Here is a 20,360-nt window from a genome sequence, read left to right as displayed (position 1 = left end):
TTATTTCTAGTTTTCTCCGTCTTTTTTCTTTTCTTTTTCTTCTTCTTTCTTAATTTCCTCTTCTAACTTTTTAATTTCCTTTTCAAGTTTTTCGCGTTCTTTTTGTTTTTCTTTTTCAAGTTTTAAACGCTCCTTTTCTTTTTCTTTCTCTAGCTTTAGTCGCTCTTTTTCTTGGCGTTTCGCTTCTTTAGCTTTGTCCTTTTCTAATTTTTTTTGCGCTTTTTCAGCGGCCTTTTGTGCTTTTTTAGCAGCTTTTTTCTCTTCTTTAGTAGTTTTCTTTTTCTGTTTAGCGTCTTCTTTGATGATTTCGTCTACTAATGATTTTTGACGTGTTCTTCTTGGCTTTTCTTCATTAATAAGTTCCTTCTCTTCTTTAGAGATGTCAAGTTCTACGTTTTTGTCTTTCTTCTTAAATAGACCTCCAATTTTTCCAAATAAGCGACCAAAGAAACCTTTGTTTTCTTTATATTTAACAGTTTCTGGTTCTTCAATAATATTACCAAATTCATCTATTTCACTAAACTCATCAACGTGTCTGTTAATTCTATATGAAACACCGATACCGGCGTAAACCCCTGCATTTTCTCTTTCAAGCATCGCTCTTACAGAGGTGTTAAATTGTAGGTTTTCATTGTATAAATAAGCCAAACCTAACCCAAGATTAGTTTTAGTCTCATATTTTTCGAACTGACTTTGCATTTCTCCAAAAACTGACCAATAGTCATTAACATTATAGGTACCTGTAAGGATGTATGAAAATTGAGAGAAATCAGTTCCTATATAATCATAATATAAATTAGTTACTATATTAAATTCATTAGATAACTCATTTAATAACAAAACACCAACCTTAGGAGAAATTCCACCTCTTTCATGATAACTCGTTAAAAAAGAACCAAAATTTAGTCCAGCATAAACTCCTACGTGAGGAATCCATCTTTTCCAGTCGAATGAATGACGACCTTTCCAGCTTCTTATTTCTTTACCTTTGTCATTATACTCTGGAGCGTATACCAAATATTTCGCTCCTAAAGTAAATTTACCTAGTCCTGTTTGAGTTTGAGAAGTTTCAAAAACATTTTTCAGAGCTATTTTGTCATTTTGAAAAGAAGTGTGTAAGTTTAATTCAAGCTTTTCGTAGAGAAAACTTGTTCTAAAAAGTAAATCTAATCCCAATGATTGTGTGTTACTAAAAAGTGGAGTAGCCTCTGCTTTTCTAAAAAAAATATTAGATTCAAATTGATAAACCCCTGTTCCAACACTATATGGATTCTCTGAAAAACCAGGTCTGTTAGAATTAATAACATTTGTATACTGAGCCTTAACTGCGCTAGCTATAAGGAGCAAAATGAAAAATAAAATTTTCTTATTCATGAAATAAATCCAAATTTGAAAGAGGTTACACAAACATACATTAAAAATATCAAATATAATAGATGATAAGTTTTGTAAACTCTTAACGCTAGCTTTTGTGTCAAATTGTTATTTTTGATTGTTTTTTTAAAAAATACAATGAATATTCAAGAAGCTGGACCTATAAATATGATCAGAACAATATTAATAATATTAGTAATTTACTATGCCACACGTTTTTTGTTTAAGTTATTCGCGCCGTTCTTAGTAAAGAAAGCAATGAATAAAATGCAGGAAAAAGCAGAACAACAATACAACAATAGATATAAAGAATCTAATGTTAATGAAGGAGAAACTGTAATAGATAAAAAGCCTCAAAATACTAAACAAAGTAACAACTCAGTAGGAGAGTATGTTGATTTTGAAGAACTAGACTAACTATGAACTTTAAGAAATTTTTACCGTACATTATTGCATTTGTCGTATTTACAATTGCGTCTGTATTATATTTTAATCCTGTTTTGAGCGGGAAAAAAATAAAACAAGGAGATATAACTCAATTTGTTGGAATGGCTCGTGAATCTGCTAATTATAGAGCAGAGAAAGGAGAAGAATCTTATTGGTTAGGAAATGCCTTTGGAGGGATGCCTACCTATCAAGTAGGCGCTTATTTCCCAAATGATTTTATTCGCTATGTAGACAAGGTGATTAGGTTTTTGCCAAGACCAGCAGATTATTTGTTTCTGTATTTTTTTAGTTTTTTCATTTTGTTAACAGCCCTAAAGGTCGATTGGAAATTGGCCATTTTGGGAAGTTTATCCTTCGGATTTTCTACTTACTTGATAATTATATTTGGAGCAGGTCATAACGCGAAAGCTCATGCTATAGGTTACATGCCATTAGTATTGGCTGGGATTTTATACATATATCAAAATAAATATATGTTAGGTTTTGTACTTACTTCATTGGCCATGGCTTTAGAAATCAGTGCAAACCATCCACAGATGACATATTATCTAGGGTTTTGTTTACTAATTCTTGGTTTAGTTGAATTATTGGAGGCTGTTAAAAATAGAAAGCTATCATTGTTTGTAAAACAAACCGGAGTTGTTTTAGTAGCTTGTTTACTTGGAATCAGTGTAAATGCAACTCGACTTTTAGCAACAAAAGAATATGCTAATTACAGTACTAGAGGAAAATCTGAGTTAACAATTTCACCAGATGGATCTCCAAAAGAATCAACATCTGGTTTAGATAAAGCTTATATCACAGAATATAGTTATGGTATAGCCGAGACTTTTAATTTATTAATTCCTCGTTTTATGGGAGGAGGAACAGTTGAAAAATTAGATAAGGGAACTAGTTTTTATGAAACAGTTCAGGTAAGAGCAGGAGATAAAGTGGCGAAAGATTATTCTAGTCAAGTGTTAACCTATTGGGGAAAACAACCTATAGTAGAAGCACCAGCTTATATTGGAGCTATTATGTTTTTTCTATTCTTTCTTGGAATTTTCTTAGTACGAGGTAAATTAAAATATTGGTTAGTTGGTGCAACGGTTTTCTCAATTGTGATGAGTTGGGGGAAGAATTTCTCCTTTTTAACTGATTTATTTATAGATTATTTCCCTTTGTATAATAAGTTTAGAGCTGTTTCTTCTATTCAAGTAATTGCAGAATTGTGTGTTCCGCTATTAGGAATAATTGCTTTAAAGGAGTTTTTCTCGCCTAATAGAGAAAAAGAAGAAAAAGAAACTGCATTGAAAAAAGCATTTTATGTTGGAGGAGGAATTACATTGTTTTTTGCATTGGTAGGAAGTAGTTTGTTTGCTTTTGAAGGATTAAGAGATGCTCAATATCAACAACAATTGCCTGAACTGGTTGATGCTTTAATAGCGGATAGGAAGTCTATGATGATTTCGGATAGTTTAAGATCTTTTGTATTAATACTATTAGTTGGTGGAGGGCTTTGGTTGTATTTAAAACAAAAGGTAAAAAGATTACCAGTAATTATAGGACTTACTGTTTTGGTATTGTTCGATTTGGTTTCCATTAACTTAAATTATGTAAACAAAGAAGATTTTACTTCTGCAAGAAAAGTGGAAAAACCATTTGTAGCAAATGAAGCAGATAAAAAGATTTTGAAAGATAAATCGTATTATAGAGTAGCTAATTTTTCAAGTAGTATTTTAAATGAGGCAAGAACTTCATATTTCCATAATTCGTTAGGAGGATATCATGCAGCTAAAATGAAACGTTATCAAGAGTTGTTTGAATATCAGATAGCAAAGAATAATGTGGAGACTCTAAACATGCTTAATACAAAGTATTTTATTGTTAGTGATACAGAAGTTCAGATAAACCCAGAAGCCAATGGTAATGTGTGGTTTGTTGATAAAATGAAGTATGTAGAAACTGCAAATGAAGAAATACAAGCGCTAGATTCACTAAAAACGAAAGAAACGGCGGTGGTAAATATCTTGAAAGGAAATGCTAATGTTTTAATTAAAGAATTAGGAACGTCAATTGTTCAAGATTCTATAGCAACAATTCAATTAAAAGAATACGATACTGCAAGATTGGTTTATGAGAGTGTTACTTCTAGTAAGCAATTTGCGGTGTTCTCTGAAATTTTTTACAAAGATGGTTGGAATGCATACATTGATGGAAAATTAGTACCACATTACCAGGTTGATTATGTTTTAAGAGGTATGATAGTACCTAAAGGAAAACATACTATAGAATTTAAGTTTGAACCAACAGTAATAAGTAAAGGGAATATGATTTCATTAATTTCATATGCTATGATTTTGCTTATTCCTATAGGATGGTTTTTAAAAGATAGAAGGAAATATAAAAGTTAAACCTCTAGATTTTTTATGTATTCAGAAGGGGTTGTACCTGTATGTTTTTTAAAAGCTCTAGAGAAGGCAGAGGCGTTAGAATATCCAATTTCTTCTGCTAAGGCTTTTATAGAATAATTTCTATATTTTTTCTCTTCTTTTAACTTCTTCTGAATGTAAGCTATTTTTAAACTTGTATAATACTGTTTAAAAGTAGTACCTTTTGTTTTATTGAAAACAAAAGAAATATAAGTAGTATTTGTATGTAAAGCCTCTGCAATATCTGTAATAGAGAAGTCAGGTTTTATAAAGTCAAAATTGTTGTCAACTCTATTAATTTCATTCAAGATGTTAGCTTCTAAAGTATCGTCAATATTATACTCTTTTTTAGACGTTTCATCTTCTTGAGTGTTTTCTTTTAATTTTTGAATTAGTTTTTTCTTAACCTTTTTTTCTTTCTTATAAAAAAGGAAAAAAAGAAAAGAAGTAAGGATGGTAGCGCCTCCTAAAAAACTTAACAATGTATTGGTATTGCTGTCTTTCTTTTTAAGTAAAGAATTGTTTAATTTTTGAGCTTTTTCAAAGTCGTTTTTATAAAGTAAATGAAAAGTTTCTTCCTTGTTTTTATCAGCCAAATGAAATTGTTCTAGTGTTTTTTGTGAATATTTTAGAGCGCTATCCTGCTTGTTTAGTTTGTCATATTGTTTAGAAAGAATATCATATGTAGTGATTAAGTTACTACGCTTACATTCATCTTTTTTATCAAAAAGTAATTTATAGGCATAGTAAATGGTAGAATCTGAGTGGTGTAATCCATTAAAGCAAAGGGTTTTTTGGAAGAACTCTCTGTGTTTGTAATGAAATCCGTTATGAATGTTTTTGTAGTTATTTATGAGTTTTATAGCTTTATTAAATTGTTTTTGAGCAATTAAAACTTCTGTTTTTCTAAAGCTATATATGATTTCGGAATCTTCATGTAAAGGCTCAAATATTTTTGTTACATCATAAGCCTTATCGTAATAATATGATGCTGAATCAAGAAATACTGAATTATCATTTTTATTTGCTATTGACAAATACGTGTTTCCTAAAGAGTTTAAAACATTTGCTTTAAGTAAATTTAGACTGTTCTTGTTTTTTAAATCGTTAAGTATAGGGTTTTCAGTTTCAGAGAAGGTTTTTAGAAGAATCTGTTTAGCTTCTTCTTGCATATTAAGCTTGTTTTTTATCAAGGCTTTGCTAGAAGCTAATCCCAAATTATTCATGTAATTTTTAGCATCTTTTACTGGGTGACCTTTTAAATAGGTTTCACACCTAAGTAAATACTTATATGCTTGATTATAGTTTTCTTCATTTTTACTAATCCAAAATAAACGGTTGTATATGGCAGCTTTATGATCATAAAAGCATGGAGTTTCCTCCTTTTTAAGTAAAGAGTCTATTTTAGCATTTAAAATTTCAATTTTTGCTAGGGCTTCTTTGTACTTTTTTTTACGATAAAACGCATAAATTTTGACATTGGCTCCACTTAGTTGGTTGCAAATATTAGAAGAGCTTTCTAATTTTTCCGAGTATAAAATAGTACTGTCGTAATTGGTGTTTTTAAATAGTGCTATTTTTTTTAAGTAAATCGAGTCTAGAGAATTATTTTGGGTATAACCTGTGTTTATGAAAGTAAATAACAAGAAAACAATAAGGTACCGATACATATAAAAACAATTAACTCTTATACTTTTTATAAAAAGTATATCATGGAGTATACAAATATACATGCTTTTTATAAAAGCAGGTATATTACAGTTGATAAACTACTATTTGAAAATTATATTTGTATTCGAAAACAATATCTCAATTGATATTAGAAAGAAGAAGTATTGAAGAAGAATCAGTTCTTATAAGGAGGGTAAAATTATTTGCCCTCTTTTTTATTTATATAATAGGTAAAATAATAATACATTTGCTGTAAAATAGTAAAATGTATAGTAAACTTCCTAAGAAAAGATATACACATACACTTAATTTTTTACAAAGTCATATTCCAGCTTCATCAACAGTTCTCGATTTAGGAGTTAGAAATCCATTTAGCAAAATAATGGAAGAGAATGGTTATACCGTTTTTAATACAAACGGTGAGGATTTGGACTTATTACCTGAACTAGTAAAGGAGTACAATGTAGATGTGGTAACGGCGTTTGAAATATTTGAACACTTAATAGCTCCTTTCAATGTTTTAAGACAAATTGAAGCAACTAAATTGGTTGCAACGGTTCCTTTAGATTTATGGTTTTCGAGTGCATATAGAAGTAAAACAGATATGTGGGATAGACATTACCACGAGTTTGAAGATTGGCAATTTGATTGGTTACTAGAAAAATCTGGATGGCAAATAAAGGATAGAGAAAAATGGACGAACCCAGTCGGTAAGTTAGGAATTAGACCTTTACTTCGAAGTTTTACTCCAAGATATTATGCAGTTTACGCTGAGAAATTTATGGAAGGATGAGGATAGGAATGATTTTAGACAATGTTTATCCTCCTGATCCTAGGGTGGAAAATGAGGCCATTGAATTAATTAAAAAAGGACATGAGGTATTTTTGTTCTGTTTGTCTTATGGAAATGAACTTGAAGAAGAGGTAATTAAAGACATAAAGGTTAGAAGGTATAGAACCAATACTTTTGAATATAAAATGTCTGCACTTGCATATACTATACCTCTGTATACAATTTTAATGAAAAAGAAAATTCGAAACTTTATCATTAGAAACAAAGTAGAGGCAATACATATACACGATATGAGAATTGCAGCAGCGGCATTTGAGGCTAATAAAGGTTTAGATGTACCAACGATATTAGATTTGCATGAAAATAGACCAGAAATAATGCGTTTTTACCCTCATATGCAAAAATTAAGAGGAAAGCTTCTTATTTCTATTAAAAAATGGAAAAAGAAAGAAGAAGAGTTTATTAGAAAAGCCACAAAAGTTATTGTCGTAACAGAAGAAGCTAAGAAGGAAATTGTAGATAGAGTAGGAGTAAAAGCGAATAAAATTGTGGTGGTACCTAATACAGTGCGTAAATCATTTTATGAAAATCAAAATGTACCCGAAATTCCTTATCAGAAAAAGGAAAATGAGTTTACCATGCTTTATTTAGGCGATACTGGAGATAGAAGAGGATTAGAAACAGTACTTGAGAGTATGGTTTCTTTAAAAACAAAGATTAATAATCTTAAGTTTGTTGTGGTTGGAAAAACAAATCCAAAGCTAGAAAAACAAGTAAAAGACTTAGAGCTTGAAGAGGAAGTGTTATTAATGGGTTGGAGAGATGCTAAAACATTTCCTAATTGGGTGCAAAACGCTGATGTTTGCTTGTCTCCTTTACATAGAAATATACATCACGATACTACCTTTGCAAATAAGTTGTTTCAATATATGAGTTTTGGAAAAGCTATTTTGGTAAGTGATGCAACGGTTCAAAAAAAGTTGGTAGAAGAGGTACAATCTGGGCTAGTACATGAAGAAAGAAATGTAGAAGATTTTACTCAAAAAATGCTAAGCTTGTACAAAGATGTAGCAATGCGCAATGCTATGGGAGAAAGAGGGAAAGAATATGTAAGAAACCATTTTACCTGGGATAAAACCTCTAAAGATTTAATAGGATTATATAATAGTTTGACTTGAAAGTTTTAATTGTAACATATTATTGGCCACCAGCAGGAGGCCCTGGAGTACAACGATGGTTGAAGTTTGTCAAATATTTACGCCATTTTAATATCGAACCAGTGGTGTTTACTGCTGACAATGCTAGCTATCCAATTGTAGATGCTTCTCTAGAAAAAGATGTTCTTGAAGGAATAGAAGTAATTAAGTGTCCAATAATAGAACCCAATAGTGTTTTATCAAAGTTTAAGAAAAAAGGGACACAAAATAGCATGGGATTTTTGAATCCCAATCCTACTTTTTTAGATAAGGTTTTAATGTATATAAGAGCTAACTATTTTATACCTGACGCTAGGAAATTTTGGATTAAACCTTCTGTGAAAAGAATAAAGAAATATTTAAAAGACAATCCTGTAGATGTAATTATTACAACGGGTCCACCTTATAGTGTTCACTTAATAGGTTTAAAAATAAAACAAGAGTTAAAAGTAAAATGGATAGCAGATTTTAGAGATCCTTGGACCAGCGTAGATTATTTTCATTTATTACCTTTAACCAAATCATCATTAAAAAAGCATTATAAGTTAGAAGAGAAAGTTGTAACAGAGGCAGATGGTGTTTTAATGGTAAGTAATCATGCAAAGAAGAAGTATGAAGAGAAAGCCCAGTTAATTGAAGTAATTACAAATGGTTTTGATGTAGATGGAATAAGTAAAAAAGAAAGTGATATTGTTCTAGATAAAAAGTTCACATTAACTCATATTGGAATGATGAATTCTGAAAGAAACCCAAAAAAACTTTGGGAAGTACTAGGAGAGTTAACAAAAGAACGTGAAGACTTTGCAAATGACTTTGTCTTAAAGTTTATAGGAAAAATTGATGATACTATTTCTGAAGAAATTGAGAGTTGTGGACTTAAAAATGTAGAGAAGGTTAGCTATGTACCACATCCAGTAGCAAAGCAATACCAAAAGCAAACACAAGTTTTATTAATTGTTGTAAATGATTATCCAAGTGCAAAGGAAATGATTCCTGGTAAAACATTTGAATATTTACAAGCTAAAAGACCTATAATTGGTATTGGTCCAGAGGAAGGCGATTTGGCCGAGATAGTGTCAAAGAATAATGCAGGAAAAGTATTTAGTTATACTAGTAAAAAAGAGTTAAAAGAGTATATTGTAACACTATATAATCAATATAAAAAAGGAGGAATACCGAACTTGAATAATTCTATTGAGAAATATCATAGAAGAAATTTAACCAAAAAATTGGTCGATTATATTGAAAAGGTGTGCAATAACTAACTAAAAGTATAAAATTTGGGAATAATATTTAAACAATCATTAAAGAATACCTTTATTATTTATTTAGGTTTTTTAATTGGAGGAATTAATACACTTATTCTTTATGATCGTTTTCTAACATCAGAATATTATGGATTGGCGCAGTATATTTTCGCGGCATCCAATATTATTACCCCTTTAATAGCATTTGGAGTTCACTTTTCCATTATTAAGTTTTTTTCAGCATATAAGACAAAGAAGCAAAGAGATAAATTTTTAAGTTCTTTCTTATTCGTTCCTTTACTGATAGCTCTTCCAATTGGTTTTTTTTGGGATTACTTTCATAACTTAATCATGTCTTATGTAAGTCAAAGTGATGTTGAAGAAAATTTAATTGTAGAGAGTTATACCTTTTACATTTATATCATAGCGGTTTGTTGTGCTTATTTTGAAGTATTTTATGCCTGGGCCAAGGTTCAGATGCAAAGTGTATTTGGAAATGCGTTAAAAGAGCTTTATAATAGGTTGGCAACAATGATTATGTTGTTTGCTGTAGCTTTTGGATTTTTCGGAAAAGAAGAATTTCTATTTTATATGTCACTAGCATATATTTTAAGAACTATTTTAATGATGGTATATGCATTTAGACTTTACTTCCCAGAAATTAGTTTCTCTTTACCAGACAACATCAAAGAAGTTGTAAAATATACAGTATATATATTATTGGCCGGTAGTGCAGGTGCTATTGTACTAGATATTGATAAGGTTATGATACCGGGGAAAGAAGGGTTTCAAGTTGCAGCATTTTATACGGTGGCATTGTTTATAGGTTCTTTTATTGAAGCTCCAAGTAGAGCTATGACGCAAATATTACAGCCTTTAACTTCTAAATCAATAAACGAAGAAAACAATGATGAAGTTAGAAGCTTGTACAAGAAAAGTTCGATAAACTTATTACTTGTGGGAGGTTTGTTTTTTATTCTTGTAAATTCTAATGTAACGGAGTTATTTAGAGTATTGCCTAATAAAGGGTATGCAGGAGGGGAGCTGGTTGTACTTATGATATCTTCGGCAAAACTGTTTCTAATGTTTTTAGGAAACAATGGGGCTATTATAAATAACTCAAAATTTTATAGGATTACATTACCGATGGGATTGTCAATGGCTTTTTTGGTTTATTATTTGAATGATTATTTTTATTATAAACTTGCTTTTGGTACGAATGGTTTAGCATTTTCAACTTTATTGGTTACGTTGTTGGTAGGAACATTTAGATTATGGTTTGTTCATTATAAGATGCGTATGAATCCGTTCACAAGTAAGACTTTATTGATTGTAATTCAAATTGTGGTTTTCTATGTAATATTTAACGCGTGGAATTTCAATATACCAGCATTTTACTTTGGAGATTATGCAATACATCCTGTAGTGAATATTATCTTGAAAAGTGTAATAATCGTTCCTTTGTATTTTATTATAGCTTACAAATTGAAAATATCTAAGCAAATAAATGGTTTAATAGAAAGAAGGTTACAGTAATTATCTAGAATACATTTTTTTTCTAATTCTACTTAACTGCACAGTGGTTACGTTTAGGTAAGATGCGATGTACTTTTGTGCAATAATGTTATCGATGTTAGGGATTCTTTCTTTTAAATTAATATATCGTTCTTCTGCGTTAGAACTTGCTATTTCCAAAACTATAGCTTCGGCTTTTAAATATGCATCTTCCAGTGTTTTAATGTAAAACATTGCAAGTTCATGATGCTCAAGGGTTAATTCTTTTAATTTAATTAGATTCCCTTTATATGCTGTAACTGGGGTTAGTGATTGGTAATTCAGCTCAGAAGGTATTCCTTTCATTATAGCGGAAGAAGCGCCTGTTATATAACCAGGAGTGAAAAAAGCACGTGTAATCTCTTTGCCTTCTTGGGTTAAGAAGTAGGATCTTACTATGCCAGATTTAATAATAAAAAATTCAGATGAAAACTCTCCAGCTTTTACAAGAAAGTCATTAGGTGAAAATTCGACATATTCTATCAATTCCCCAAAAAGATCAGTGATTTTCTGGGGTAAGGAGATATATCGATTTAAAAAAACCTCAATATCGCTGTTTACCATATGTAATTAACAAGTTATGTTTGTATATGTTATACAGAATAAATTTAGCCATTTTACTTTAATAAAGCAAAATGTAAAACAAGAAAAGCAAACCTACATAGTTTTATATAGGTTTGCTTGCCGAAAAAACTTTGATATAAGGGGAAAAGAATTTTACGGATGTAACTTGTTAATTACAAAGTAAATATATGTGGCTTTGGCGGTTTAAGCATTAACATATGTTAATAGTTAATTTTTTAACAATCCTTTTTTAACTCGACTTAATTGAACTGGAGTAATATTTAAGTAAGATGCAATATGATACTGGTTAATTTTCTGATCAATACCAGGAGATGTTTTAAGTAAAAGCTGATAGCGTTCAGTAGCATTTAACATGCTAAGTTCTAGAATACGAGATTCTTCACGAATATATATAAACTCTAAGGCTTTATATTGAAAGATAGCTAAATCATGATATTTAGACGAAAGTTGATAGAATTGTTCATAGTTACATTCCAAAACATTACAATCCGTTAAACATTCATAAATTAGAATAGAAGGTTTTTTACTAATTAATGAAGATAAATTACCAGAAGTAGAAGGAGGTGTATAAAGCGTTCTTGTGTGTTCTTTACCTTTATCATCAACTAAAAAAGATCTTATAATTCCTTCTTTTAAAATGTAAAAGTTTTTTGAGATTTCACCTATTTTAACCAAAGTATGGCCTTTTTTAAAACTTTTTTCCGTTACTATATGTTCAAATTCTTTTAAAGAAGGATTTGAAACCTGGTGAAAGTTATATACAAAATTTTTTAAAAAATCCATATAATATGATTTTAAACAAGGGACTTATTCCAAATTTACATTATTTTTTTTGGAATATCATATCGTTTGGATATTAAAATTAAGATTCAAATAATAGCTTTTTACGAATTCTGCTAAGCTGTATAGGACTAATATTTAAGTAAGAAGCTATTTGGTATTGTGGAATTTGATTTTCAATATTTGGAGCAATTTTTTTTAACATTAAATATCTCTCAGTAGCTTCTAAAGTAGTTAAATAGGTAACTCTTTCTAATAATTTAGCATAAGATTTTTCTAATATTTCAATATATAATTTTGAAATGTCATGATGTTTATCTACCAAATAAAGAAAGTCATCTAAGTTTGCTGCTAAAATAGAACAATTGGTTAAGCAGTGATAGTTTGCATTAGTGCTATTAATGTTTATTATGGATTTTAAGGAGGCAATAACAGATATTGGAGTAAACAACGTTCTAATAACCTTTTTGCCTTTAGAATCGTTTAAATAAGAACAGACAATGCCTTCTTTTACCAGAAAGAATTTACATTTAGATTGACTATAGCCAGCAATAATTTCTCCTTTTCGATAAGTATTTAAACTAAAGATTTGTTCAAATTCTTTTTTTGCTTTTGAAGAAAGCGGACTATACCCAGCTAAAAATTGGTGTATAGTTTTCATAAGCAAGTAGTATAAACTCTTACTTCAAATCTACATTAATTTCTTCTAAAAAGCTAATCGTGTTAGGACCTTCCATAAATAAAAGATCTAATATAGAGAGGTTTGGAATGAAACCATGCTTGTCATCAAACATTTGAATGTAGGAATTCATACTAATGTTTATGCCTTTTTTCGCAATAGCTAAATCTCTATAATCATGTTGGATGGTTGGTTTATATTCAATGGACTTATTAAAGTTACTAGAGAGTTCTAAGGCTTCTGTAACGAATAAAAAGGTGTCAATATTTACATCCTGTAAATAGGTGTATTTTTTATTAAATATTGGAAGTAAATCGTCTTCGTAAAATTCAAAGAAAGGAGAAGCTCTGTAAGCAGATTGTAATGATTTTAAATGTTGTTGTTGCCAAGGAAAATCATTTTCAACAAGAGTATCTTTGGTTTTCTTTCTTCCTTCTGTTGTACTATGTTTGACGGGAATATTTAAAGAAAGTTTTCCATTTGCACCATAGATATAACATCTATTTCTATAGGTTTGCTTTTGAAAGTTGTCTTCCATTTCAAATGTAACAGATTCTCCTTTAAAAATGGCTGAATATTGAGCAATAGGAGAGAAGTATGTCGGAATAAATAACCCCATTATTCTTTCTTTCTTCCTTTATTAAAACTAAAAATTGTGTAACCTAAGATTAATAAGATAACTACCCATAAGTAAGACACTGGTTTTCCACTACCTCCAACAGTGGTGAACATTCTGTCCCAACGGATAGATTGAAGTTTAGCAAAAATGTTAGTTGCTTTAGCATCCCAGCTTAACCAAATCATTACAGGTTTACCTACCACATGGTCAAAAGGTACATACCCCCAACTTCTAGCATCTTCTGAGTTTTGACGATTATCACCCATCATCCAGAAATAATCTTGCTTAAAAGTGTATGTATTAGCCTTTTTTCCATTAATGTATATGTCATTGCCGTTTATGGTAAGATCATTATGTTCATAATTTCTAATGATTCTTTCATAAAAAGGAATTGATGAAGCATTTAAACTAACTGTAACACCTTTTTTAGGAATGTAAATCGGACCAAAATTGTCATTAGACCAAGCATATTTTGGATTATGTGGAAATACAGATTTATTGTAAAAACCTTTAGGTTGCAGTTGTTTTTCTATACTCTTTACAATAGGGTTTTTAGCGACTAATGCAGCCTCTTCGTCTGTTAAGTTTAAAACAAACTTTTCACCTTGTACTCCCCATTCTCTTATGTTATATCGCTGAGCAGCACCTGAGCTAAATTTTTCTCCACCAGTGTCTACTATATGCAACCACTGTGGTTTAGCTCTGTCTGGTAAAACAGTTCTTTTTCCGTTAATATAAACATATCCGTCTCTAACCTCTAAGCTATCTCCTGGAATTCCAACACAACGCTTAACGTAGTTAGATCTCTTATCGATTGGCTTGTATTTATGAATGCCAGAATTATCTCTAAAATATCTGACAGTATCTATAGGCCAACTAAATACAACAATGTCATTACGCTTTATTTTTTGTAAGCCTGGAAGACGCATGTATGGCAATGATAATTTGTTTAATAAGCCCTCCTTATTGGAGTCATCAGACACGAATGATTTAACCCCTAATCCAGGTATAGTGTCGTGAACCATTGGAGCAGAAACTGTTGTCATGGGAACTCTTGCACCATAATGAAACTTACTTACAAAGAGATAATCACCTACCAATAGGGTTTTTTCTAGTGATGAAGTAGGAATAGTATAAGGCTGCATAAAGTAGGTGTGAACTAATGTCGCAGCAATAACTGCAAATGCAATTGAACTAATCCATTCACCTAAAGGAGATCTAGGTTGTAGACTTCTGTTTTCTATATATTCAGCATTGGTAGCATAATTAACATAGTAAATGTAAAAACCTAAAGTTATAATAGCTAAAATGGTGTCTTTTCGTTCGTTAAAGCCAAAACTTCTACAAGTTTCTACCCAAATAATAGGGAACATCAGAAGGTTGACAATTGGAAAGAACAACAAAATTACCCACCATTTTGGGCGATTTATAATTTGCATTAAAATAACAGCATTGTACACAGGAATAGCTGCTTCCCATGCTTTTCTACCTGCTCTAACATATAATTTCCAAGTTCCAAGAAAATGTATTACTTGTATGATTAAAAAAACGATAAACCACTCAGTAAATGTCATAATATTTTATTTTGTACTCTTTGTAATAGAGTATTAGTAATTTTTAGTTATAAATGTTACGCTCTTTAACCTAAGTTTAACACATCATTCATAGTGTATACTCCAGTTTTATTTGCTAACCATTCAGCTGCAACCACAGCTCCTAATGCAAAACCTTGTCTGTTATGAGCAGTATGCTTTATTTCAATAGTATCAATTTCAGATTGATATTCGATAGTATGGGTGCCAGGTACTTCAGGAGTTCTTACTGCAGTAATAGGTACTTTGTTTTCTTCCTTTTCAGGTGTTAGAGTCCAGCCATTTAAGTCTGAATGCTCAATAATTCCTTTAGCTAAAGTAATAGCAGTTCCACTAGGGGCGTCTAATTTTTTTGTATGATGAATTTCTTCAATATTAACGTTATATTGATTTAATGCATTCATCATTTTTGCAAGTTGTTTGTTCAGTTCGAAGAAGATATTTACGCCTAAACTAAAGTTAGATGCATAAATAAAAGCACCCTTTTTTTCATTACAAAGGTTTACAATATCTTGATACTGATCAAGCCACCCAGTAGTTCCAGAAATTACAGGAATGTTGTGTTGAATGCAGTTAGAAATATTGTCAAAAGCAACATGTGGTAAGCTAAAATCAATAGCAACATCTGCTTTTGTAATATCGTAATTTTCTTTTCCAGAATATTTGATTACTATTTCATGTCCTCGTTGTAAAGCAATTTTTTCAATTTCTTTACCCATTCTTCCGTAGCCAAGTAAAGCTATTTTCATTTAAAAAGAATATTTAAAGGTTAAACCTACTTTTGGAGCTTCAATAAGTTTTGGGTCCATGTTAATACTTGGTCTTATTGATAAACTATCATCAGTGTCAAACTGTAAAAGGTGCGCATTTACACTAGCCTCAACAATTTGTAAAACGTATAGTAAAATTCCAGATAAAAGTGATAGGTCTCTGTTTTTTCTAAGTGTTTTTTGAGCGTTTTCTAAACCAGCTGTTGATATCAGCACAGTACCATCTTCTCTTGTAAACTCATCTCGAATTCCTTGACTTCTTAATTTGAAGGCAGTTCTGTATCTGTCATACTCATTGCTGTTATCTATATAGAAATAAACACTCGTTCCTATGGCTGCCCAGACAATTGGAGCTTTCCAGTATTTTTTATTGTAAATCTGTCCCCCTCCAGGAAAAATTGCAGAGTAAAATGCAGCTTTAGAAGGAGAAAGCGGATTATATTTATCGTTACTTAGTTGAAGTTGTTTCGCTTTAATATCAAGAGAGTCTTTTTGAGCAAAAGAAAATGTATGCCAAAAAAGACCCGCGATGATTAATATGTTACGTAAAATAGACAATTTACTTTAATAGGTTTTTGATACGGTTAAAATCTTCTTCAGAATGAAAAGGAATTGTGATTTTACCTTTTCCTCTGTTATTAACACTAACGTCTATTTTATGCCCAAAGTATTCACTAATATCACTTACACTCTCAGAAATATACTTTGGTAATGCTTTTTTCTTAGCAGCTTTAGTAACTGTACCTGCTTTTAAGTTTTTTACTAGTTCTTCTGTTTGGCGAACAGATAGTTTGTCTCTTACAATTTTTTCATAAATCGTAAGCTGATCTATTGTGCTTTCAATGTTAATTAAAGCTCTTCCATGTCCCATTGAAATAAAACCATCTCTCATTCCTGTTTGGATAATTGGGTCTAGTTTAAGTAAGCGTAAGTAATTTGTTACAGTAGACCTTTTTTTACCTACACGTATGCTTAATTCTTCTTGGGTTAATTGTATTTCGTCAATTAATCGTTGATAAGATAAAGCAACTTCTATAGGGTCAAGATTTTTACGTTGAATATTTTCAACTAATGCCATTTCTAGCATTTCTTGATCGTTTGCTAATCGAATATACGCAGGAACAGTTTTGTTACCTATTAATTTCGAAGCTCTAAAACGTCTTTCACCTGATACTAATTGGAATTTATTTCCATCTAATTTTCGAACAGTAATCGGCTGAATCACACCTAGTTCTTTTATAGAGCTAGCTAATTCACGTAAAGCTTCTTCGTCAAAATAAGTTCTTGGTTGATAAGGGTTTACTTCGATTGAATTAATATCAATTTCAATAATATTCCCAACTAATTTATCAGCGTTTTTGTCAGAAGCTGAATTTACTTCAGCTGTTTCTTTTAATAATGCCGATAAACCTCTACCTAGAGCTTGTTTTTTCGTTGCTTTTGCCATTATAGTTACGCGTTTTTATTTAAAATTTCGTTCGCCAAATTTAGGTAATTTACGGCTCCTTTACTAGTGGCATCGTAAGAAATAATACTTTCACCATAACTAGGAGCTTCACTTAAGCGAATATTTCTGTGTACAATTGTTTCGAAAACCATTGTACTGAAGTGTTTACGAACCTCTTCAACCACTTGATTTGAAAGTCTTAAACGAGCGTCAAACATGGTTAATAAAAGCCCTTCAATAGCCAAATCTTGATTGTGGATTTTTTGAACACTCTTAATGGTGTTTAACAATTTTCCTAATCCTTCTAATGCAAAATATTCGCATTGAATAGGTATAATTACCGAATCAGCTGCTACTAATGAGTTCAATGTAATTAATCCAAGAGAAGGGGCACAATCAATCAAAATGTAATCATAATCATCTTTTACATCTTTTAAGGCTTTTTGTAACATGTACTCTCTTTGTTGCTTATCTACTAATTCTATTTCAATAGCAACTAAGTCAATATGTGCGGGGATTAAATCTACATTGGGAGACTCTGTTGTTAAAATTGCATCCTTCGGAGATATAGTATGTTCTAAAACTTGGTAAGTTCCTAGTTCTATTGTTTCAACATCTAAACCTAAACCTGAAGTAGCGTTTGCTTGAGGGTCTGCATCGATTAAAAGCACTTTTTTTTCTAAAACACCAAGTGCTGCAGCTAGATTAACCGTTGTAGTAGTTTTACCTACCCCTCCTTTTTGATTTGCAATTGCAATAATTCTACCCATTGTTTAAAAAAGTTTGAAAGAGGTAAATTTACAATTATTTATGGTTTTTAAAAGTGAAAGATGTTAACAATATGGTAAGGTGTTGATTGCTAGAAGTAAATAAAAAAAACCATGGTGTTTTACCATGGTTTTTATATTGTATAAAAGTTTTATGTCTAGCTATTTAACATAACAGGCATTACTAACATTGTTATGTTTTCACCCTCTTCAGTACCGTCAATAGGAGTTAAAATACCAGCGCGGTTAGGTAAACTCATTTCAATTAATACATCGTTAGATCCTAAGTTACTTAACATCTCACTTAAAAAGCGAGAGTTAAATCCGATTTGCATGTCATCACCTTGGTAATCACAACTTAATCGTTCGTCGGCTTTGTTAGAGTAATCTAAATCTTCTGCAGAAATATTTAACTCGGTACCAGCCATTTTTAAACGAATTTGATGTGTAGTTTTACTTGAGAAAATAGAAACACGACGAACTGAATTTAAGAAAGAAGCTCTATCGACAGTTAATTTATTTGGATTTTCTTTTGGAATTACCGCTTCATAATTAGGATACTTCCCATCAATTAAACGGCAAACTAAAATTACATTATCAAATGTAAACTTAGCATTGGTGTCATTATATTCGATAGTTACGTTTTCTTCAGAACCTGATAAAATACCTTTTAATAGGTTTAAAGGTTTTTTAGGCATGATAAATTCAGCTGATTTATCTGCTGTAACATCAGTACGTGTATACTTTACAAGTTTGTGAGCATCTGTAGCAACAAAAGTTAACTCTTTTGAATTAAATTGAAAGAATACACCACTCATTACAGGTCTTAAATCATCGTTTCCAGCCGCAAAAATTGTTTTTGCAATGGCGGTAGCTAAAATATGAGAAGGTACTTCTGTACTACTAGGAGAAGGAAGTTCAACGGCTTTAGGAAATTCTTCACCGCTAAAATAAGCCATGTCATATTTTCCTTGTTCTGAAATAATCTCAATAGTGCTATCTCCTTCTGTCTTAAATGTTAAAGGTTGATCAGGAAATGTTTTTAAGGTGTCTAGTAATAAACGAGCGTTAATTGCTATAGAACCAGTATCGGTACTTTCAACTTCAACAGCAGCTGACATTGTGGTTTCTAAGTCTGATGCAGAGATGTTTAGTCGGTTTTCAGATAGTTCAAATAAAAAATTATCTAAAATTGGTAATGTGTTATTGCTGTTTATAACCCCTCCTAAAACTTGTAATTGTTTCAATAGTTGAGAGCTAGATACGATAAATTTCATTGATTATTGTTTCTAATTATTAGACTTACAAATATATTTTAATTTGATGATAATTAAAATAAAAATAAAAATACTTTTTGCATTAATTAAATTGGTAATTTATAAGAACAGTTCCATAAACATTTGAGCCAGGAACTTGAATGCTTTTCAGTTTTTTGGTATGGTAGTTAATGAAATAACCTAGGTTAAATCTGTTTAAGGTGAACTGTAGCCCTATTTGAGTAGTGAATTTAAAAGGGTTGATATCAAAAGTAATAGGGCTATTGTTATTTAAAAAACTCCCTTGTATAGTGGCGTCATACAGGGTGTAATGTATCATTGGGTTTATGAAGAAAAATATCTCAGAAACGTTTGTGGTTTTTGAGTTAGAATTATTTAAGTTACTATTAAAGGCTATGGTATTGACTAGGTCTTGAAGAGGTTTGAGTCCTATTCGTCCGTAAAGACCAGTACTTGCATCTGTATAAACAGTTCCAACTCTTAAACGATTACTCCAAGTTAAGTCGAGAGTTTTTGCTTGGTTACTTGATATTTGTTTTAAGTAACTGGCATTTAAGTTAATTGAAATGGCACTTGCAATTTGATAATTCCACCCAATAGCTTTTTTGTATCCATAAATATCATGTATGAAATCTTGTAAGTCTCTACCTAAAGCTTCAGGACCAATTATTCCTAGTTGTAAAGAGGTTTTTAGAGCTGAGTTGTTTTGATAAAAACGATGAATACCAAAACTACCAAAGAGATGCGCAGCAAAAGGACGGTCATGGTCACCTTTTAAATCTACTGTAGCTTTAAAAGGGGTGTACATTTCTTGGCCTATTTGAAATTCATATATTTTTTTCTTGACTTTATCACTTGAGGTTCCTGATAGATATCTGTAAGATAAAAACATTCCATTGGTGTAATACCTATCTCTTTTTACAGATACGTATAAATCATTGTCATTAAGAAAACTAAATTCTTTCGAGAATTGTTTCTGAGCAAAAATAGTGTGCGCAGAGAGTAGTATTATGAATACAATAAGTTTCTTAATCATGTTGACAAATATATAATTTTAATGGCCTGCTTTTTTTAGTTTAACATTTTGTTGGCTTATAGTGTTGTTGGGGTAAAAAAAATGAGATACTTTTTTAACGTATAAAAATAAGTGG

The 20,360-nt window shown here is 30.9% G+C and carries 19 protein-coding genes; 6 read left to right on the top strand and 13 right to left on the bottom strand.

Features of this window, described 5'->3' with window-relative positions:
* Positions 1–6: 6 nt before the first annotated feature.
* Complete coding sequence (locus ABNT22_RS13280; protein WP_348718641.1) at positions 7–1,374, bottom strand: transporter; 1,368 nt, start codon at positions 1,372–1,374, stop codon at positions 7–9.
* A 138-nt stretch (positions 1,375–1,512) separates the two neighbouring features.
* Here ABNT22_RS13280 and ABNT22_RS13275 point away from each other — a divergent pair, with 138 nt between their 5' ends.
* The gene (locus ABNT22_RS13275) at positions 1,513–1,791 is read left to right on the top strand and encodes a DUF4834 family protein (RefSeq protein ID WP_348718640.1); all 279 of its coding nucleotides are present in this window, start codon (positions 1,513–1,515) and stop codon (positions 1,789–1,791) included.
* Between the two features lie 2 nt (positions 1,792–1,793).
* Positions 1,794–4,214: a YfhO family protein gene (locus ABNT22_RS13270; protein ID WP_348718639.1), complete on the top strand. Its 2,421-nt coding sequence runs from the start codon at positions 1,794–1,796 to the stop codon at positions 4,212–4,214.
* Here the strand turns inward: ABNT22_RS13270 and ABNT22_RS13265 are convergent.
* Positions 4,211–5,902: a helix-turn-helix transcriptional regulator gene (locus tag ABNT22_RS13265; protein WP_348718638.1), complete on the bottom strand. Its 1,692-nt coding sequence runs from the start codon at positions 5,900–5,902 to the stop codon at positions 4,211–4,213. The two genes, ABNT22_RS13270 and ABNT22_RS13265, sit on opposite strands and share 4 nt — an antisense overlap.
* Before the next feature lie 266 nt (positions 5,903–6,168).
* Between ABNT22_RS13265 and ABNT22_RS13260 the strand changes: the two genes are divergently transcribed.
* Genes ABNT22_RS13260 through ABNT22_RS13245 form a run of 4 tightly spaced genes read left to right on the top strand, consistent with a single transcriptional unit; the run spans position 6,169 to position 10,675 of the window.
* Positions 6,169–6,696, top strand: a complete 528-nt coding sequence (locus ABNT22_RS13260; RefSeq protein WP_348718637.1) for a methyltransferase — start codon at positions 6,169–6,171, stop codon at positions 6,694–6,696.
* Complete coding sequence (locus ABNT22_RS13255; RefSeq protein ID WP_348718636.1) at positions 6,693–7,874, top strand: glycosyltransferase family 4 protein; 1,182 nt, start codon at positions 6,693–6,695, stop codon at positions 7,872–7,874. Before ABNT22_RS13260 ends, ABNT22_RS13255 begins: the two co-directional genes overlap by 4 nt.
* Positions 7,871–9,157: a glycosyltransferase family 4 protein gene (locus ABNT22_RS13250; protein WP_348718635.1), complete on the top strand. Its 1,287-nt coding sequence runs from the start codon at positions 7,871–7,873 to the stop codon at positions 9,155–9,157. Before ABNT22_RS13255 ends, ABNT22_RS13250 begins: the two co-directional genes overlap by 4 nt.
* Positions 9,158–9,172: 15 nt before the next feature.
* Positions 9,173–10,675: a lipopolysaccharide biosynthesis protein gene (locus tag ABNT22_RS13245; RefSeq protein WP_348718634.1), complete on the top strand. Its 1,503-nt coding sequence runs from the start codon at positions 9,173–9,175 to the stop codon at positions 10,673–10,675.
* On the opposite strand, the gene ABNT22_RS13240 is transcribed toward ABNT22_RS13245, so the two are convergent.
* From ABNT22_RS13240 to ABNT22_RS13190, 11 genes are all read right to left on the bottom strand, one after another.
* Complete coding sequence (locus tag ABNT22_RS13240; protein ID WP_348727116.1) at positions 10,676–11,257, bottom strand: Crp/Fnr family transcriptional regulator; 582 nt, start codon at positions 11,255–11,257, stop codon at positions 10,676–10,678.
* 228 nt (positions 11,258–11,485) lie between these two features.
* A complete protein-coding gene (locus ABNT22_RS13235) occupies positions 11,486–12,061 on the bottom strand; it encodes a Crp/Fnr family transcriptional regulator (protein WP_348718631.1) in 576 nt (191 codons plus the stop codon).
* 79 nt (positions 12,062–12,140) lie between these two features.
* Positions 12,141–12,719, bottom strand: coding sequence for a Crp/Fnr family transcriptional regulator (locus tag ABNT22_RS13230; RefSeq protein ID WP_348718630.1), 579 nt, complete (start codon positions 12,717–12,719; stop codon positions 12,141–12,143).
* A 19-nt stretch (positions 12,720–12,738) separates the two neighbouring features.
* Positions 12,739–13,356, bottom strand: coding sequence for a WbqC family protein (locus ABNT22_RS13225; RefSeq protein ID WP_348718629.1), 618 nt, complete (start codon positions 13,354–13,356; stop codon positions 12,739–12,741).
* Positions 13,356–14,930, bottom strand: coding sequence for a signal peptidase I (lepB, locus tag ABNT22_RS13220; RefSeq protein WP_348718628.1), 1,575 nt, complete (start codon positions 14,928–14,930; stop codon positions 13,356–13,358). Before lepB ends, ABNT22_RS13225 begins: the two co-directional genes overlap by 1 nt.
* A 65-nt stretch (positions 14,931–14,995) precedes the next feature.
* Positions 14,996–15,697: a 4-hydroxy-tetrahydrodipicolinate reductase gene (gene dapB / locus ABNT22_RS13215; protein WP_348718627.1), complete on the bottom strand. Its 702-nt coding sequence runs from the start codon at positions 15,695–15,697 to the stop codon at positions 14,996–14,998.
* On the bottom strand, positions 15,698–16,276 hold the full coding sequence (locus ABNT22_RS13210) for a DUF5683 domain-containing protein (protein ID WP_348718625.1): 579 nt from the start codon (positions 16,274–16,276) through the stop codon (positions 15,698–15,700).
* Between the two features lies 1 nt (position 16,277).
* A complete protein-coding gene (locus tag ABNT22_RS13205; protein WP_348718624.1) occupies positions 16,278–17,165 on the bottom strand; it encodes a ParB/RepB/Spo0J family partition protein in 888 nt (295 codons plus the stop codon).
* A gap of 5 nt (positions 17,166–17,170) precedes the next feature.
* Positions 17,171–17,935 carry an AAA family ATPase gene (locus tag ABNT22_RS13200; RefSeq protein WP_348718623.1) on the bottom strand — a complete coding sequence of 255 codons (765 nt, stop codon included), beginning with the start codon at positions 17,933–17,935 and terminating at the stop codon, positions 17,171–17,173.
* 155 nt (positions 17,936–18,090) lie between these two features.
* On the bottom strand, positions 18,091–19,209 hold the full coding sequence (gene dnaN, locus ABNT22_RS13195; protein ID WP_348718622.1) for a DNA polymerase III subunit beta: 1,119 nt from the start codon (positions 19,207–19,209) through the stop codon (positions 18,091–18,093).
* Positions 19,210–19,291: 82 nt separating this feature from the next.
* The gene (locus ABNT22_RS13190) at positions 19,292–20,245 is read right to left on the bottom strand and encodes a lipid A deacylase LpxR family protein (protein ID WP_348718620.1); all 954 of its coding nucleotides are present in this window, start codon (positions 20,243–20,245) and stop codon (positions 19,292–19,294) included.
* Positions 20,246–20,360: the final 115 nt, after the last annotated feature.

Source organism: Tenacibaculum sp. 190130A14a, from assembly GCF_964048965.1.
GTDB lineage: Bacteria > Bacteroidota > Bacteroidia > Flavobacteriales > Flavobacteriaceae > Polaribacter > Polaribacter polynesiense.
Note: the sequence above shows the minus strand (reverse complement) of the source record. Positions and strands in the feature narration are given on the sequence as shown.

Bases quoted from the DNA above. Each gene is read 5' to 3' on its own strand.
- ABNT22_RS13280 (WP_348718641.1), bottom strand. From the start codon at position 1,374: ATGAATAAGAAAATTTTATTTTTCATTTTGCTCCTTATAGCTAGCGCA.
- ABNT22_RS13275 (WP_348718640.1), top strand. From the start codon at position 1,513: ATGAATATTCAAGAAGCTGGACCTATAAATATGATCAGAACAATATTA.
- ABNT22_RS13270 (WP_348718639.1), top strand. From the start codon at position 1,794: ATGAACTTTAAGAAATTTTTACCGTACATTATTGCATTTGTCGTATTT.
- ABNT22_RS13265 (WP_348718638.1), bottom strand. From the start codon at position 5,902: ATGTATCGGTACCTTATTGTTTTCTTGTTATTTACTTTCATAAACACA.
- ABNT22_RS13260 (WP_348718637.1), top strand. From the start codon at position 6,169: ATGTATAGTAAACTTCCTAAGAAAAGATATACACATACACTTAATTTT.
- ABNT22_RS13255 (WP_348718636.1), top strand. From the start codon at position 6,693: ATGAGGATAGGAATGATTTTAGACAATGTTTATCCTCCTGATCCTAGG.
- ABNT22_RS13240 (WP_348727116.1), bottom strand. From the start codon at position 11,257: ATGGTAAACAGCGATATTGAGGTTTTTTTAAATCGATATATCTCCTTA.
- ABNT22_RS13235 (WP_348718631.1), bottom strand. From the start codon at position 12,061: ATGGATTTTTTAAAAAATTTTGTATATAACTTTCACCAGGTTTCAAAT.
- ABNT22_RS13230 (WP_348718630.1), bottom strand. From the start codon at position 12,719: ATGAAAACTATACACCAATTTTTAGCTGGGTATAGTCCGCTTTCTTCA.
- ABNT22_RS13225 (WP_348718629.1), bottom strand. From the start codon at position 13,356: ATGGGGTTATTTATTCCGACATACTTCTCTCCTATTGCTCAATATTCA.
- lepB (WP_348718628.1), bottom strand. From the start codon at position 14,930: ATGACATTTACTGAGTGGTTTATCGTTTTTTTAATCATACAAGTAATA.
- dapB (WP_348718627.1), bottom strand. From the start codon at position 15,697: ATGAAAATAGCTTTACTTGGCTACGGAAGAATGGGTAAAGAAATTGAA.
- ABNT22_RS13205 (WP_348718624.1), bottom strand. From the start codon at position 17,165: ATGGCAAAAGCAACGAAAAAACAAGCTCTAGGTAGAGGTTTATCGGCA.
- ABNT22_RS13200 (WP_348718623.1), bottom strand. From the start codon at position 17,935: ATGGGTAGAATTATTGCAATTGCAAATCAAAAAGGAGGGGTAGGTAAA.
- dnaN (WP_348718622.1), bottom strand. From the start codon at position 19,209: ATGAAATTTATCGTATCTAGCTCTCAACTATTGAAACAATTACAAGTT.
- ABNT22_RS13190 (WP_348718620.1), bottom strand. From the start codon at position 20,245: ATGATTAAGAAACTTATTGTATTCATAATACTACTCTCTGCGCACACT.